Source organism: Qipengyuania sp. SM2507 (genome assembly GCF_053714505.1).
Genome location: NZ_CM132307.1, coordinates 2,652,153 through 2,667,620, shown reverse-complemented (window position 1 = coordinate 2,667,620; position 15,468 = coordinate 2,652,153). Strand labels below are relative to the sequence as shown.

General features: G+C 60.7%; 12 protein-coding genes. 4 read left to right on the top strand and 8 right to left on the bottom strand.

The genetic code is table 11. The annotated features are described in order from the left end of the window. Nucleotides 1-19: 19 nt before the first annotated feature. The 4 genes from ACWIKC_RS12915 to ACWIKC_RS12900 form a co-directional block, all read right to left on the bottom strand. Nucleotides 20-805, bottom strand: coding sequence for a MipA/OmpV family protein (locus tag ACWIKC_RS12915; protein ID WP_305930735.1), 786 nt, complete (start codon nucleotides 803-805; stop codon nucleotides 20-22). A 212-nt stretch (nucleotides 806-1,017) separates the two neighbouring features. Next, entirely contained in the window at nucleotides 1,018-2,490 is a 1,473-nt protein-coding gene (locus tag ACWIKC_RS12910; protein WP_305930736.1) for an efflux transporter outer membrane subunit, read from the bottom strand. Further along, the gene (locus ACWIKC_RS12905; RefSeq protein WP_305930737.1) at nucleotides 2,487-5,750 is read right to left on the bottom strand and encodes an efflux RND transporter permease subunit; all 3,264 of its coding nucleotides are present in this window, start codon (nucleotides 5,748-5,750) and stop codon (nucleotides 2,487-2,489) included. The genes ACWIKC_RS12910 and ACWIKC_RS12905 overlap by 4 nt, the downstream gene beginning before the upstream one ends. Nucleotides 5,751-5,753: 3 nt before the next feature. Beyond that, entirely contained in the window at nucleotides 5,754-6,920 is a 1,167-nt protein-coding gene (locus ACWIKC_RS12900; protein ID WP_305930738.1) for an efflux RND transporter periplasmic adaptor subunit, read from the bottom strand. A gap of 92 nt (nucleotides 6,921-7,012) precedes the next feature. Here ACWIKC_RS12900 and ACWIKC_RS12895 point away from each other — a divergent pair, with 92 nt between their 5' ends. Beyond that, on the top strand, nucleotides 7,013-7,633 hold the full coding sequence (locus tag ACWIKC_RS12895; protein ID WP_305930739.1) for a TetR/AcrR family transcriptional regulator: 621 nt from the start codon (nucleotides 7,013-7,015) through the stop codon (nucleotides 7,631-7,633). Between the two features lie 90 nt (nucleotides 7,634-7,723). On the opposite strand, the gene ACWIKC_RS12890 is transcribed toward ACWIKC_RS12895, so the two are convergent. Next, nucleotides 7,724-9,283, bottom strand: coding sequence for an ABC1 kinase family protein (locus tag ACWIKC_RS12890; protein WP_305930740.1), 1,560 nt, complete (start codon nucleotides 9,281-9,283; stop codon nucleotides 7,724-7,726). 29 nt (nucleotides 9,284-9,312) lie between these two features. Next, a complete protein-coding gene (locus ACWIKC_RS12885; RefSeq protein WP_305930741.1) occupies nucleotides 9,313-9,804 on the bottom strand; it encodes a MarR family winged helix-turn-helix transcriptional regulator in 492 nt (163 codons plus the stop codon). Nucleotides 9,805-9,929: 125 nt separating this feature from the next. Between ACWIKC_RS12885 and ACWIKC_RS12880 the strand changes: the two genes are divergently transcribed. From ACWIKC_RS12880 to ACWIKC_RS12870, 3 genes are read left to right on the top strand one after another with little or no spacing between them, the layout of a single operon-like run. Next, the gene (locus tag ACWIKC_RS12880; protein WP_305930742.1) at nucleotides 9,930-11,057 is read left to right on the top strand and encodes an HlyD family secretion protein; all 1,128 of its coding nucleotides are present in this window, start codon (nucleotides 9,930-9,932) and stop codon (nucleotides 11,055-11,057) included. Then, nucleotides 11,054-12,625, top strand: coding sequence for an MDR family MFS transporter (locus ACWIKC_RS12875; RefSeq protein WP_305930743.1), 1,572 nt, complete (start codon nucleotides 11,054-11,056; stop codon nucleotides 12,623-12,625). Before ACWIKC_RS12880 ends, ACWIKC_RS12875 begins: the two co-directional genes overlap by 4 nt. 7 nt (nucleotides 12,626-12,632) lie before the next feature. Next, nucleotides 12,633-14,108, top strand: coding sequence for an efflux transporter outer membrane subunit (locus ACWIKC_RS12870; protein ID WP_454597864.1), 1,476 nt, complete (start codon nucleotides 12,633-12,635; stop codon nucleotides 14,106-14,108). 40 nt (nucleotides 14,109-14,148) lie between these two features. Here the strand turns inward: ACWIKC_RS12870 and ACWIKC_RS12865 are convergent, their stop codons facing one another. Together ACWIKC_RS12865 and ACWIKC_RS12860 are read right to left on the bottom strand one after the other, a co-directional pair. Next, nucleotides 14,149-14,544 (bottom strand): hotdog fold thioesterase, encoded by a 396-nt coding sequence (locus ACWIKC_RS12865; RefSeq protein WP_305930744.1) that lies wholly within the window; start codon nucleotides 14,542-14,544, stop codon nucleotides 14,149-14,151. Continuing rightward, nucleotides 14,541-15,446 carry an alpha/beta fold hydrolase gene (locus ACWIKC_RS12860; RefSeq protein WP_305930745.1) on the bottom strand — a complete coding sequence of 302 codons (906 nt, stop codon included), beginning with the start codon at nucleotides 15,444-15,446 and terminating at the stop codon, nucleotides 14,541-14,543. Before ACWIKC_RS12860 ends, ACWIKC_RS12865 begins: the two co-directional genes overlap by 4 nt. Nucleotides 15,447-15,468 lie beyond the last annotated feature (22 nt).

Sequence of the window (15,468 nt, the reverse complement as noted above, 5' to 3'; positions counted from 1 at the left end):
AGTCCCTCATCATCGGGAGTTAGGAGCCGGCTGGGCCGAATGTATAAGTCAGGCCAAGCCCTCCCGAAATCTGATCTGGTGAACCAATTATTCGCACCACCGGCGAGTCGGCAGCGTCACCCACAAGTCGATCATACTTCGCGTAACTGTAGACTCCCCAACGTTTGGTGATTTGCTGCACATAGCCGAGTGTAGCCCCAACCGACTGAATCCCACCACCCGCCGAGAACGCTGGCAGGCCGGATGCCGAATCGGGAGCAACAGAGAAGTAAGCGCTGTTGTAGGTCTCGTCCGCGAAGGTAACACGAGGCCCGGCTGAAAGGAGCCAATCGTCCCCCCGACGGGCCACGAAGTCGGCACCGATATTCCCGACCCACCCCTCGTGGCCTCCCAGGCCTTTTCGAAGCTCTGAGCGTAGCCTCACGCTTTCAGACAGATCGTATTGAAGGAACACACCCGGCTCGACCGTGAACCCCACCTTCGGGAGGTCCACGCCGACATCCCCAGCAGCCCGGCTGCCCTCAAAGTTCAGGGCGGGGCCGATGGTCAGTTGCTGAAATCTAATAAGAGGGAATCCGAAACTTTCATCCGGTGCTTCGAATTGAAAAGGATCGGTCCCGCGAGCGCGAGCGACGTCGACAAGCGGACGAAAACTCAGGTCATCGGAACCCGGATAGCTCGGCACAATCTGGACGCCGAGCGCGATCCTCGTCCGGCGTGGTTCCTCATCATCCTGGGAAAGCGCGGGTTGAGCCGCTGCAAGGAGCAGGACTGCGGCAGCACCGCCAACAAAGTAGAACTTCATGAACTGCTCCTACGGAAATTTCTCGGTGTGGGTCCGAGACGTCGCTGTGTGGCTACGACCTTGTGCCTTCATTGCCCAGCGGAGCGAATGCCGGCGTGACTTCGTGGGTTTCGCGTCTCGGAATTTTCTACCATGGACACTCACCGAGATAGCACTCTCGCCATGCCAACATTCGTTTTACCGCGTCCATGTGCCTTGTCCGTGCAACCAACTCAATCTTCCTCGAAGGGGCCTGCCTTTTCGAGCCCACCGCCAAGCGCGACAAAAAGGGTGGCGCGGTTCTGCAGCCAGGCGCGGCGCGTGGCGAGAAGCTGTTGCTGTGCATTGAACAGATTGCGTTCGGCATCGAGCACTTCGAGGTAATCCGCCACACCTTCCCGGTAGCGAAGCCGTGCGATCCGCGCGATGCGCTCCTGCGCTAGGAGAGCACGCTCGAGCGTTTCGATCTGCTCGGCGAGGTAGCGTCGACCGGCCAGCGCGTCGGAAACTTCGCGGAAGGCGGTCTGTACAGTGCGATCATAGTTGGCCACTTGCTCAACTTCGAGTGCCCTAGCGAGGTTCAGGTCGGCCTCACGCGCGCCCCAGTCGAAAATCGGCAAGGTGATCGAGGGGCCGAAACTCCACCCCAGCCCACCCGAGGAGAAGAGCCCATCGAGACTGTTGGAGCTGAGGCCGGCGCTGCTCGTGAGCGAAATTGTGGGGAAGAAAGCGGCTCGGGCCGCGCCTATGTTGGCTCGGGCTGCGCGTAGCTGTTCCTCCGCCGCAATGATGTCGGGGCGGACGAGGAGCAATTCGGAAGGCAGGCCTGCAGCAAGACGGCGATCGTCAAGCTGAGCGGCGAGGGACAAGCCGCGCGGCAGTCCGGGGGGGACGCCCCCCCCTAAAAGAACAACAAGCTGATTGCGCAGCCTCGCGAGATCGAGCCGCTCGATCGCGAGTTGTTGTTCGGCCTGCGTCAGCAAGGTTTCCGCCTGCCGGTAAGGCAGCGCAGATGTGACTCCATTGTCGAGCCGGAGACGGGCAATCCGCAGCGCTTCGCGGCGGCTTTGCGCGGTCGCCTCGGCAAGCGCGAGCTGTTCTTCGGTTTCAACGATCTCGAAATATGTGTTGGCCGTGTCGGCGATAAGCGCAAGATAGAATGCGCGTTGCGCAGCCACCGTTGCAAGATACTGGGCGCGGGCGGCCTCGCTCAAGTTCGCAATTCGACCCCAGAAGTCCAGCTCAAAAGAACTGACACCAACTCCGACGTCGAACCGATTGAAGGTGACAGCCGCTGGCGCTCCCTCAACGTCGCCGGAATCGAGCGCCGGATTAACACCAAGTGGCTGACGTGTGCGAACGGCACTGGCGTCGCCGACCAGGTTCGGAAGCCGACGACTTTCCTGGATGCGGTAGCGGGCCCGTGCCTGCGCGATACGAGCGGTTGCAGCAAGTAGATCGCGATTGTTCTCGAGGGCAATTGAGATCAGCCCTTCGAGCCGCGGATCGATGAACCAGTCGCGGTAGGACAGCTGTGAGGCAACGATCTCGCCATCGGGACGATAGTCGGCATCAAAAACGGGCGCAGTGACTGGTACGTGGCGGACATGCTCGGGTGCCAAGCTGGCGCATCCGCCTAGCAGGCTCGAGGCAAGTGCGGCGCCAAGGACGGTTTTGGTCGGACCACACCAGGGGCAGATCATCATTCGGCCTCTCCCCGGCCTGCGGAGTTTTCCGCGCCTGCCAACGGTCCGGTGTGGTGTCGGTCCCCCTCATGCCCCCCGGTCGCAACCGGCTGTTTTCGACTAATATTACGCCTTACCAGTAGATACAGCACCGGGATGAGAAAGATGCCGAGAACGGTTGCAGCAATCATGCCGCCCGCGACTCCGGTGCCGACGGCAATCCGACTGGCCGCGCCTGCTCCGCTTGCGAGGACCAGCGGAACCATCCCCATCGTAAAGGCAAGCGAAGTCATGATGATCGGGCGCAGACGCAGGCGCGCCGCTGCCTTGACCGCGTCAATACGTCTAAGGCCCCGCTCCTCTTCCTCGATCGCGAATTCGACGATCAGGATCGCATTTTTTGCGGCCAGGCCGATGATAGTGATCAGACCTACGTTGAAATAGACGTCTGCGGAGAGGCCCCGCAGCATCGAGAAAAGGACCGCGCCAAGCACCCCCATCGGCACGATAAGCAAAACCGCTAGTGGGACCGCCCAGCTTTCATACAGAGCCGCGAGCACCAGAAACACTACCACCACAGAGAGGCCGAGGAGAAATCCGATCTGTCCGCCGGCCTGCTTTTCTTCGAAGGAAACGCCCGTCCACTCGTAACCGATGCCCTGGGGCAATTGTTCGGCAAGACGCTCCATCTCCGCCAGAGCCGCACCGGACGATTCACCCGGTGCGGCCATTCCCGACAAGGTCAGGGCCGGATACCCGTTATAGCGCGAGATGCTGGCCGGGGCCGCGGACCATTCGACATCAGCGAAAGAGCCGAACGGCACCAAATCACCAGCCTGGTTGGGAATGCGCAGCGCCAGGACGTCTTCAGGGGTCATGCGGTGGGGCGCATCGGCCTGGACCAGCACCTGGAGTACGCGGCCGTCACGGTTGAAATCATTGGCATAAGCAGAGCCAAAAGTGATCGAGAGAGCCGCATTGACGTCAGCGAGCGACAAGCCCAGCGCACGCGCCTGAACTCGATCGATGTCGACCCTGAGTTCGGGGCTGGGTCCCTGGTCCTCTGGGCGCAGGTTCGCAACGAGCGGACTCTCCGCCGCCAGACCAAGCAACTGGTCGCGCGCGGCGATCAGGGTCTCACGTCCCAGACCGGCGCGATCCTGGAGCTTGAGCGTGAACCCGCTGGCCTGCCCAAGGGACTGGATCGACGGTGGCTGGATGACGAACGCGGTTGCTCCGTCATTCTGCATGAAAGTCCCCATTGCCCGCTGCAGAATAGCTCCTGCGCTGCTTTCCTCGGCGGTCCGTTCGTCCCACGGCTTGAAAGGCGCGAACATCAATGCATTGTTCTGTCCCTGCCCAAAGAAGCTGAAGCCGCGCACTACGACCAGGTTTTCGACTTCCTCCTGGGCGAGCCAGAACTCGGTAATCGGCTCGAGCGCTTCGTCCAGCCGCTCCTGGGTGGCGCCCGGCGGCGCCTGTACCGCAGTGATTAGGTAACCCTGGTCCTCAGTCGGCAGGAAAGCGGTAGGCAGGCGGAAAAACAGCAACGCGGTAATGGCTACTAGGGCGAGGAACACTGCAAAGGCGCGAAACGGACGCGAAAGGATCCGATCGTTCGCGCGCCCGTATTTGTCCTGCATCTTCGCGAACCAGCGGTTGAACCGGCCAAAGAAGCGCGCGGCCATGTTGCGGACACGGGCAAACCGCCCGCGCCAGCCGGGCTGTGCTTCGGCCTCCCAATCGATCTCGACCTCGCCACCCTCGCCATGCCCTTGGGCTATCGGCTTGAGGAAGGTAGCGCACAATGCCGGCGTCAGCGACAGGGCCATGAAGGCGGAGAAGAATATCGCGACGGCAAGTGTAACCGAGAACTGGCGGTAGATTCCGCCCGTCGATCCGGGGAAAAACGCCATCGGTACGAATACCGCGATCAGTACCAGCGTGATGCCGATGATCGCGCCGGTGATCTGACCCATGGCCTTGCGGGTCGCCTCGAGGGGCGGGAGGCCTTCCTCGCGCATGATGCGCTCGACGTTCTCGATGACGACGATTGCGTCGTCGACGAGGATGCCGATGGCGAGAACCATGCCGAACAGCGACAGCACATTGATCGAGAAGCCGAACACCCACAAACCGAGACACGCGCCGGCGAGGGCGATTGGAACCACCAGCGTCGGGATCAGTGTTGCCCGAAAGTTCTGGAGGAACAGGAACATGACGAGGAAGACAAGGACCATCGCCTCGGCCAGAGTCTTGATGACTTCCTCGATCGAGACTTCGACGAATGGCGTCGTGTCATAAGGTATTGACCAAGCAACATTAGCCGGTAGCCCGGGCGCGATTTCTTCCATCCGCGCCGTGATTCCTTCAGCGGTTGCAAGCGCGTTGGCACCGGTAGCAAGCTGCACAGCCAGTCCCGCCATTGGCTGACCGTTTAGAGTGGTCGATGTCGCATATGTCTGCGCGCCGATTTCCACTCGCGCGACTTCCCCCAGGCGAACCACTGCGGCGCCGGAATTTGCGCGCAAGATGATGTTTTCAAATTCCTCGACCGTATTGAAACGACCTTCGGTGGTGATCGTCGCAGTGATCTGCTGCCCGTCCGCAAGGGGCCTGGCTCCGATCGATCCACCTGCCGTCTGCGCGTTCTGTTCGCGGATCGCGGCCAGAACGGCACCGGGCGAAAGATTGTAGGACGCGAGAGCGTCGGGATCGAGCCAGATGCGCATGGCATATTGCGAGCCGAACAGTGTTACGTCGCCTACCCCGGGCACGCGCCGCAGTTCATCGATCACCTGATTGGATGCGATATTGCCAAGATCGGTGCTGGTAAGATCGCCACTTTTAGACACCAGCGCGACGATCAGCAGAAATCCGGCATTGGCCTGGCGCACGGTGATGCCCTGTCGCCGCACCTCCTCTGGCAGTCGCGCCTCGACAGTGCTCAATCTATTCTGAACGTCGGTCTGGGCGAGGTCGATATCCGTTCCCGCCTCGAACGTCAGCGTGATGCTCGCAGTGCCATTCGACGCGCTCGAGGACGACATGTAAAGGAAGCCCTCCACGCCGTTGAGCTGTTGTTCGATCACCTGGGTGACGTTTTGCTCAAGCGTCTCGGCGTCGGCGCCGGGGTATACTACGCTGATCGTCAGCGAGGGCGGCGCGACTTCGGGATATTGCTCGACCGGAAGGGCTCGCAACGCGATTATGCCCGCCAGCAGGATGCCGAGCGCGATAACCCATGCAAAGATGGGCCGATCAATGAAAAACCGGGCCATGTTTCAGCGTTCCTGGGACACGGGGGCAGATTTCTTCCGGACGGCGGTCTTGCGGGCCGTCTGAGCGCTCAGGGGCTGAACGGGCACCCCCGGGCGGACCTTCTGCAAATTGCTGACGATCACCACGTCGCCTACTTTCAGGCCACTCTTTACGATCCAGAAGCCGTCCACCATCGCGCCAAGGGCGACCGAACGCGTCGCCGCCCGCCCTTCGGCATCGACAACGAAGACCGAACCGCCCTGTTCGGTCAGATTTACTGCCCGCTGGGGAACAGAAATGCCTTCTTGCACCTCGCCCGCGAAAATCCTCGCGCGGACGAATTCCCCCGGGAGCAGCAATCCCATGGGGTTGGGAAACTCGGCGCGCAGTTCGACCGTGCCGGTCTCCTCGTCTACCGACAGGGCATAAAAGTCGACATAACCTGGAATGGGATACTCTGTCCCGTCGCTGAAAGTCAGTCTGACTTCAACCCGATCATTCTCGTCGAGCTCGATTTCACCTGCTGCAACCGAGCGGCGAAGTGCGAGCACTTCGCTCGCGGCCTGGGCGAAATTGACATAGACCGGCGAAATCTGTTCGATTTTGGTCAGGAGAGTCCCTTCAGGTTGGCTGACCAGCGCACCTTCGGTGACCAGCGCCCGGCCGGCGCGCCCCGAAATCGGTGCTCGGACGGTGGTATAGCCAAGCTGGAGCGAAGCGGCTTCGAGTTGCGCGCGGATCTGTGCGACATTGGCCTCCGCCTCGCGTGAGGCGGCAACCGCGGCATCGTATTCCTGGCCACTGATCGCGTTCTCAGCCACGAGAGGCCGAAAACGTGCGACGACAGCGCGGGCATTGCTGGCTGTCGCGCGGGCACGCTGCAAGGCTGCCTCGGTCTGCGCGTAATTTGCGCGCAGTTCTCGCGGATCGATGCGGAAGAGAGGCTGACCGGCGCGCACGTCAGTGCCTTCTTTATACAGCCGCGCCTGAACGATGCCCGTTACCCGCGCACGCACTTCGGCTTCGCGGACGGGCTCGACCCTTCCCGGAAGCTCGACCACATTGGGAATGGGCCGACTTGCAATGGTTACTGTCCTGACCGGTATGGCTGGCGGCTCAGCGGGTGCTTCGGCGTCCGAGCATGATGCGAGCAAGAGACAGGCCGTAACGACGGCAAGAATACGCTTCATGGGGGGCTTTCAGTCAGATTCGGTGCAGGTTTGGAAGCGTAATAGTCATTACACGCTTGTCCTGCAACTCTCGATCGTGGACATTGCTCGTGATGACCTCGCCAGACCCGTTCTGCAGATTGAACCTTCGTCGCCAGGCGATCGTCTCGGCTGCGCGTAAGCTTTTCGTTAGGCAAGGTTATGAGCAGACAACGCTGCGCGATGTCGTCGATGAAGCGGGGGGGTCACTCGCGACAGTTTACAAGTTGTTCGGCAATAAGGACGGCCTGCTCGAAGCTGTGGTGCTGGAAAACGTCGCCACGAGCGAGGCGCTATTCCAGGCGGCCGGGAAGGACGGAGCATTACCTGGCCCGACCCTTCATCGTCTGTCCGAGGAGCTTAGCGCCCTCTTTCTGAACCCGGAGGTTGTTGCGCTGGTCCGCATCGTGATGGCCCAAAGTATCAGCGATCCCAATTTCGCTAGGCGCTTTTTTGAGCGCACCGCAACAAGCACGCGCATCGCGTTGGAGAGATTATTCCAAAACTGGCAGGAGTGCGGGATCGCAATGGATGGGCCACCGAGCTTTCTCGCGGAAATGTTCATGAACCCCTTCGTGGCGGACCTACATACAAAAGCAATCAGCCATGGTTCGGGCATTGGTAACACGCCCGAGCGGCTGCGCGATAGGACCGACTTCTTTCTCAAGGCATCGGGAATCGGGAGTAGCGCGTAAGCACTCCGGCTTCATCAAAGACGGAGCAGAGACGCTCAGCACGAGCGAGTCTCGCAATATGGTGGGCTAAGTGCCATAGCAGGCTCGGGGTCAATTCCGCAGCAGGACTAATCCGGCAACTCCTAGCACGGCACCCGCCAGCAGCCAGGATTGATCGACAAGCAGCGCAGCGGCCACGATCAATGCAGCGGCTACAGGCCCTTTAGCGGACTGATCTCGATGGTGGCTGGCCGCGAGCCGTTCGACACTGACCGGATCGAGTTGGACCGGCAGATAGCCAGATTTTGCGATTGAGCTCGCGTTCGCAAGTATACCGGGCAGGGACGCCGACAATCCCAGCAGTTGACGGCGGATTTTCTTCAGCCCTGACCGAGCACTGCCAAGTGAGAACCGCTCTGAGAGAAGCTCCATCATAATCGGCCGGGTTTCTTCGGCAATGTTGTACTCGGGTGCCAGCGATCGGACAAACCCTTCGGCCGTCAGCAAGGTCCGCAGAAGAATGGCTAGATCGGGCGGGAGGACCAGCTTGAAATCCCGTAACAAGTCGAATACTCGCGAGAAGATCTGCGAGAACTCGATACCGGAGAGCACCGCCCCCTTGAACTCTCCAATCAACTGATCGAGATCTAGCGCCAGTGCAGCGCGATCCACTTTAGGCTCTCCCGCCCATGCGAGAAGAACATCAGCGACCTCGCTGGTTTCCTCGCCGGCAATCGCGAGCACAAGCCGAACAATCTCGTCGCGTCTGGCCTTGGTGAGCGTCCCGACCGATCCAAAATCGATGAATCCGACATCCTGTTCGCCGATCAGGAAAACATTACCGGGATGCGGGTCGCCGTGGAATTCACCGTTCAGAATGATCATGCGCAGGACTGCGTCGGCGTAGCTTTTGGCGAAACGAGCCACCTGTGGATCGCCAGAGGAGTTGGCCAGCGAAGAAGCCGGCAGGCCGTACAGGCGTTCCTGTACGTTGACCCGGAGCCCCGTTAGTTCCCAATGGATGGCCGGAGTCTTGACCCCAATGGTATCGAGATAGGCGCCAATCCGCTCGCACGCTCTGGATTCCGCAGCGAGGTCCATCTCCCAGGCGAGATTGCGGCCGAAGGTACGCAGAAACTCGGCTGGCCGGTAGCGAGCAATGTCTGGCGACCGTGCTTCCGCGATCCCGGCAAGGCGTACAAGGAGGCGCACATCAGCCTCCATCCGAGCGGCAGTGCCTGGCCGCCGAACCTTCACGATGACATCGCTTCCGTCCCGCAGTTTGGCGGAATAGGTCTGCGCTATGGAGGCGGAGGCCAAAGGCTGTTCGTCGAATTGCACAAAGTCGTTCCGCCAGTCCTCACCCCAGCTTGAAGCAAGAACGGGCTCGATATGCGCGAAAGGTACTGGCGACACCTGATCGTGCAGGGTTGAGAATGCCGTGATCCAGTTTTCGGCAAACAGATCGCTACGCGTGGCGAGGAGCTGCCCCAGCTTTATACCAACTGGACCGATGTCACGCAGGAACGCGACCACTGCGGCTGGGCGAAATTCGCGAGTGTCAATAACTGGGCTGGTAGAAGGAATAAACCCGAAGGCTCCCGCGAGGTTCTTGGCCCCGTGCCTTACAAGAATCTGGCCGATCTCCGCAGCGCGAGCCATGCTGCTCATAGGCTTTTCAGAAAACGAAGACATGTTTTTTAATCTGCCTCGTTCCGTTGTTGGTCCAGATTTGCCGATACCCTCGCAAGAATGTCTCTCAATGTACGTTTCTCATCTGCGGTAATGTCGCGCCAAAGCAGGTCATGAAGCCGATCAGCGGAGCCCCTTAATTCGGGCAGGAGGTCATCAAGCCGCTCAGTGAGAATGAGCTGCCACGCTCGCCGATCCGTTTTGGCTCGAACCCTTTCCATTAGCCCTCTGGCACAAAGACTGGCGACCGCTTGGCCGATAGTCGCTGATTCCAGTTCCAGTTTCTTCGCTATTTCAGCCTGCGTGAGGACAGGATCGCGAAGAAGTTGTCCGATGATCCTCCACTGTGTCTGATTGAGACCGATCCTGGCGACCCGTGCATCGTACGCCCTTCGAGCTCCCCGACTGATTTCGTTCAAAAGATAGAGAATGCGGTCATCATCGCTGATTACCTTCCGCCGACGCTGCGATCGTGTCAGGGTATCTGGGTTTTCGTCCATAGGACTGTGTAGTCCGATCGCTTCGGATGCCCAAACACAAACTGCTAAAACACTTTACTATACGACGCGCGCCTTATAGGGCGCGTGGCCCGATCACCTCTTACTGAAGCTGCCGAAAGAGTCAGATGACCGATACCTCCAACGAACCGGAGCAGGAGGGCACAACCCCAACGAACCCGCAATCGCGGCGTGGCTTGCGCGTCGTGTTAATCATTATTGGTCTTGCAGTCCTGCTCGGCGGGGGCTGGTGGTACTTTCGGCACGTTACCTACGGTCAGTACATGCAGTCGACCGACAATGCCTATGTCGCTGTTGACAGCGTCGTTATCTCTTCCAAGGTAGCGGGATACGTCGAAGAGGTCTTCGTGGGGGAGAACGAGCAGGTTGCTCGCGGCGGAGCCCTCGTACAACTTGATTTGCGGGATTATCAGGCGCAAGCTCAACAGGCGCGCGCGCAGATTGCCGCGACGCTCGCAGGGGCCGATACCATCCGGTCACAAGTAACCGAACAGGATGCGGCCATCCGCCAGGCGCAGGCCCAACGCGCCGCCGCGGGCGCGGCACTCGACCTCGCGAACGACCAGGTGGCGCGCTATCGACCCTTGGCTGCCACCGGAGCCGAACCGCGGGAAAAGCTCGACCAGTATGAGACGCAGGCGCGGCAGGCGCGCGCCGAACTCGCAGCTACGCAGGCGGCGGTTTCTGCCGCAACGGCTCGCCGCGCGACCCTGTTCGAGCAGATTGGCCAGACCCAGGCGCAGGCCGACGCTGCGCGCGCGCAGCTAGAAACAGCCGACCTTACGGTTGAATCGACGTTGCTGCGCGCCAGCAAGGCAGGCCGGGTCGGCGATCTCTCGGTGAGAGTGGGCCAGTTCGTGCAGCCGGGCCAGCGTTTGATGACGGTGGTTCCGGTGAGCGCGATCTACGTGACCGCAAACTTCAAGGAAACGCAGGTTGGCCTGATCCGGCCCGGCCAGAGCGTCCGGCTAGAGGTCGACGCCTTACCCGGCGTTGAGATCGCGGGACGGGTGGACAGCATATCGCCGGGAACGGGAGCGGAATTTTCAATCCTCCCCCCCGAGAATGCCACCGGCAACTTTACGAAGATCGTTCAGCGTATACCGGTCCGCATAGCTATTGACGCTCGTCTTGAAGTTCGGCGTCTGCTCGTTCCCGGCATGTCAGTTGTGGCGACCGTTGACACCCGGAATGCGGCAGGTGAACTGGAAGAGATCTCGAGCCAGACGCAATGACCGAAGGAATGGCAGCCCCTGGCACTCCCGGAGGTCCGGTCGCGAGCCCGAAAAACGCGGACGTTACCGCCTGGGTAGCCGTGGCTGCGGGCGCTCTCGGCGCCATGCTCGCGACGCTGGACATCTCGATCGTCAATTCCGCTCTGCCTGTTATCCAGGGAGAAATCGGTGCCACAGGCGCCGAGGGCACCTGGATTGCCACCTCGTTTCTCGTTGCTGAGATTGTCGTCATTCCGCTGAGCGCCTGGCTGGAGCGTCTGTTTGGTCTGCGAACCCTCCTTATCATCGCGGTCAGCGCGTTCACCGCCTTTTCGGTGCTGTGCGGGATTGCAACCGACCTTACCACTATGATCATCGGTCGCACGGGTCAGGGCTTCATGGGCGGAGTGCTCATTCCGACGGCGATGACCATCGTCGCCAAAAGGCTGCCGCCTCATCAACAGCCCATCGGAATGGCCCTGTTCGGCATGACAGTGATCCTCGGCCCCGTGATGGGACCATTGATCGGGGGTTGGCTGACCGAGAATCTGAGTTGGCACTATGCCTTCTTTGTCAATGTGCCAGTCTGCGGCCTGCTGCTGCTCCTCCTGTTCGTTGGCTTGCCCCATGAAAAGCCAAAGTGGGAATATCTCACCGACGCGGATTGGGCGGGCATTCTCGGGCTCATCCTGGGGCTGGGCGGCCTGACAGTTGTTCTCGAGGAGGGCCACCGTGAAGAATGGTTTGAATCCTCGCTCATTCAATGGCTCACGGTGATCACAATCGTCGGATTTGCCTCGCTGATTTACGGACAGGTGAAGGCACGCAAACCGGTCTTAAAACTGCAACTCCTGTTCAATCGACAGTTTGCCAGCGTCGCGATCATGGCGCTCGCCTTGGGCATGGTGATGTATGGTTCGACCTACGTAATCCCGCAGTTCCTCGCGATCATTTCTGATTACAACGCCCTTCAGACCGGGCTAGTTATTTTCTGGATGGGCGTCCCGGCATTCCTGTTGATGCCTGTCCTTCCCTTGATGATACGGAAGATCGACATCCGCATCGCCGTTGGCGCCGGCATGTTGCTGATGGCGGTCAGCTGCTTTGTCAGCACCAGCCTTACAGCCGAATCCGGGGGTGCCGTTTTCACCGAGAGCCAGCTCTTGCGCGGTGTCGGCATGATCCTGTCGATGATGTTCCTGAACCAAGCGACAGTGGCTTCGGTTGCCAAGGAGGACGCGGGCGATGCTTCGGGGATTTTCAACGCGGCCCGCAATCTCGGCGGGTCTTTCGCTCTTTCAGCTTTGGCATCGTTCCAGGACCAACGGATCTGGCATCACAGCCGACGAATGGAAGAGACGCTGAATGCGAACAGCGTTTCGCTGCAGGACTATCTCGACGGGCTGGCGCGAAACTTCGGCGGCATGGAGGGGGCGATGGCCGTCCTGAGCCGCACCCTCCAACGCGAGGCGTTCATAATGACCTACAATGACGTCTTCCTGGTGATGGGGGTCCTGACCCTCGCGACGGTTCCGCTAGTCCTCTTCCTGAGGCCGCTTCCAAAAAATGTCTCCCTTTCGATGCACTGAGCCCAACATGATGCGCCGTCCAATACCATCGCTTCTCCTCATCGCCTTGCTGGCTGGCTGTACGGCTGGGCCGGACTACGCAGGCCCTCCGAAAATATTGTCGGCGGATACGGGCCATCGGTTTGTCCGCGCTGGCGAGGACGTAGGCCTCATGGACCCGGCCCTCGCCGAATGGTGGGTGCTGCTCGACGATCCTGAACTGACACGGCTGGTCGAAATTGCGCTGTCCGAAAATCCGTCGCTTCAGGCAGCGCAAGCGCGCATCGCGCAGGCCCGGGCATCGGTCAGGCAGGATCGGGCGGGCAGAATGCCGACGCTCGGAACCCAGGCCACCACTATTCAGGGCCGGCTTCCCGGCCTGGACATCCAGGGGGGGCCACCCCCGTCCTCACAGCAACCCGATCCGGAGGCGGGAAGCGACGACGCCCTCAGCTTTTACAATGTTGGTCTCAATGCAAACTGGGAGCTGGAGTTTGCGGGCGGCTCCCGGAGGCGTATCGAGGCCGGCAACGCGCAGGCCGCTGCAACGGTCGCCAACGCGGAGGACGCAAAGGTCCAGCTGACCGCCGAAGTTGCCAATAACTACGTCAACTTGCGGGAGGCCCAGTTCCGCGCCGACCAATACCGGACGCAGATCAAGCTGCAGGAGGAAATCCTGGCCCTGACTTATCAGCGGTATCAGCAGGGCGCGCTGCCGCTGTTCCCGGTGGGTAACGCGAACGCCGAGCTGGAGGTGCTCAAGTCCCAGTTCGCCGAGGCGGAGGCCGACATTGCGGTCCTGCTCGACGCGCTTGCCATACTGTCCGGCCGGATTCCCGGATCGACTGCCGAAGACCTTTCGACGCCGCGTGATATCCCTTTGCCCCCGGATCAGGTTACTGTCGGCGATCCGGCGAGTCTGTTCGCGCGTCGGCCCGACATCAGGGCGGCTGAGCGCACTCTCGCCGCCGCAACGGCCAGGATCGGTGTGGCTGAAGCGGCAAGGTTCCCGAAGCTGTCCTTCATGGGGATTCTGGGCCTTGGCGGATCCTCCCCCGACGACATCTTCGATGTGGGTGAATTATCGGCATTGGCGATCCCTCGCCTGGAATGGAATTTTCTCGATTTTGGAAGGGTCGACGCGTCAGTAGATCGAGCCGGGGCGGTCCGCGACGAAGCTGTCGCTAACTACCGTCAAACCGTCCTCTCGGCGCTACAGGATGCCGAGCGAGCTCTGGCACGATTTGGCCAACAACGGGTCGCACTGGCAGCCACCGCACAGATCAAGAGCCAGGCCGATAGCGCCGCTGATCTGAATCGCCAGCGCTTTGCGGCAGGAGCGATCTCGAGGGCTGACCTCAATCTTGCGCTGCGCGACAAGCAGCAGGCTTCGGCAGACCTGGTTCGGACGAAAGCGGCGCTTACCCTGGCCTGGATCGCGCTGCAGAAGTCGCTGGGCCTGGGGTGGCAAGAGCCCGCCGAGGGGGCAGTTGCCGCGCCGTGAAGTCGTAGCTGACGAGGAGTCCTGCGTCAGTTCGTTCGGTTCACGAGAAATACGCGCCCCTGCCGCTGGCGACCAACTTGCCGTCGGGTCCGACAATACGCGTCTGCGCCACCGAAATCTGCCGCCCGATCTTCACGATCTGTCCGTGAGCAGTGAGAGGGCCTGAGGTTGCAGGACGGTGATAATCGACGCGCAGATCGGCCGTCGCTTTCGCGGCGGCGCCTCTCGCAAGCAAAGCATAAAGTCCGGTGAGGTCGACCAGTGACGCCAGGATCCCTCCATGCGCCGACCCCACCATGGGGTTCGACACGATCTCCTCGCGCCACGGCATGGTGATCTCGATTCCATTCTCAGACCAGGCAGCAATCTCCAGCCCGAGCCATCGGTGAAAAGGGGCCAGGTGCAGCATCTCTTGCAAGCGCTCTCGATCGATCATGCTTCCTTCATCCCCTCCAGCTGAGCCGTATCGGAAGAGTGATGGCCCCTCAGGAAATCGACGATAGCGGCGGAAAAGGCGTCGTTCGCATCGCCCACGACCATATGCGTGGCATCTGCGATGTCCGTGTATTCTGCATGAGGGGCAAGTTGTCGCAGATGCGAAACGGCCTCGTCGGAAACAAGATCACTCGAAGCGCCGCGGATGAGATGCAGCGGAAGTGCGAGATTCGCCGCGGCTTGGCTCAACTGTGCCGACTGCCGGTCCTGACTGCCAGGGTCGCTTCGTTTGGTAGCCGCGATATTGCGGATGAAAGCGGGGTCCCAATGCCAGTAAAAGCGGCCATCCTCCTTTTTCCGCAGATAGCTCTTGAGGCCATCGCTTGCGCCGCGTCTGGCACGATGCGGCATATAGCGAGCGATCACGTCCGCCGCCTCCTGCGGTGAAGCGAAGCCACTATCGACGTGCTCTTCCATGAAACCGACTACTCGCATCACGCCGGCGGGCTCCATTCGCGGAACTACGTCGACCAAGGTAAGCGAGGCAAAGGTGCCGGGTGCGAGCTCGCCTTCGGCTAGAATTCCTGCCATTCCGCCAAGCGAAGCCCCGACCAGGGCTGGGCGACGCTCCATAAGCGACGCGATGTTGACCAAGTCAGCCGCAAAATTTCGGACATCGTAAGCGCCCTCAAGAGCCCAGTCGCTATCTCCATGCCCTCGAAGATCGACCGCAATCGCGCGAAAGCCTTCTTGAGCGAGATCGCACATTACGCGCTTCCACGCCCGCCGGGTCTGACCGCCCCCATGAGCGAGCAGGACCGGCATCGCGTTCTGTTCCCCGCAGGCGTCAGCGGCAAGAGCAATTCCTGCCTCACCGTATAAGATCATTGCTTCGATCTGCACTGGAGTATCACCTTTTATACTA

Coding starts and splice junctions, on each gene's coding strand:
- ACWIKC_RS12915 (WP_305930735.1), bottom strand. CDS start 805: ATGAAGTTCTACTTTGTTGGCGGTGCTGCCGCAGTCCTGCTCCTTGCA.
- ACWIKC_RS12910 (WP_305930736.1), bottom strand. CDS start 2,490: ATGATGATCTGCCCCTGGTGTGGTCCGACCAAAACCGTCCTTGGCGCC.
- ACWIKC_RS12905 (WP_305930737.1), bottom strand. CDS start 5,750: ATGGCCCGGTTTTTCATTGATCGGCCCATCTTTGCATGGGTTATCGCG.
- ACWIKC_RS12900 (WP_305930738.1), bottom strand. CDS start 6,920: ATGAAGCGTATTCTTGCCGTCGTTACGGCCTGTCTCTTGCTCGCATCA.
- ACWIKC_RS12895 (WP_305930739.1), top strand. CDS start 7,013: ATGACCTCGCCAGACCCGTTCTGCAGATTGAACCTTCGTCGCCAGGCG.
- ACWIKC_RS12890 (WP_305930740.1), bottom strand. CDS start 9,283: ATGAGCAGCATGGCTCGCGCTGCGGAGATCGGCCAGATTCTTGTAAGG.
- ACWIKC_RS12885 (WP_305930741.1), bottom strand. CDS start 9,804: ATGGACGAAAACCCAGATACCCTGACACGATCGCAGCGTCGGCGGAAG.
- ACWIKC_RS12880 (WP_305930742.1), top strand. CDS start 9,930: ATGACCGATACCTCCAACGAACCGGAGCAGGAGGGCACAACCCCAACG.
- ACWIKC_RS12875 (WP_305930743.1), top strand. CDS start 11,054: ATGACCGAAGGAATGGCAGCCCCTGGCACTCCCGGAGGTCCGGTCGCG.
- ACWIKC_RS12870 (WP_454597864.1), top strand. CDS start 12,633: ATGATGCGCCGTCCAATACCATCGCTTCTCCTCATCGCCTTGCTGGCT.
- ACWIKC_RS12865 (WP_305930744.1), bottom strand. CDS start 14,544: ATGATCGATCGAGAGCGCTTGCAAGAGATGCTGCACCTGGCCCCTTTT.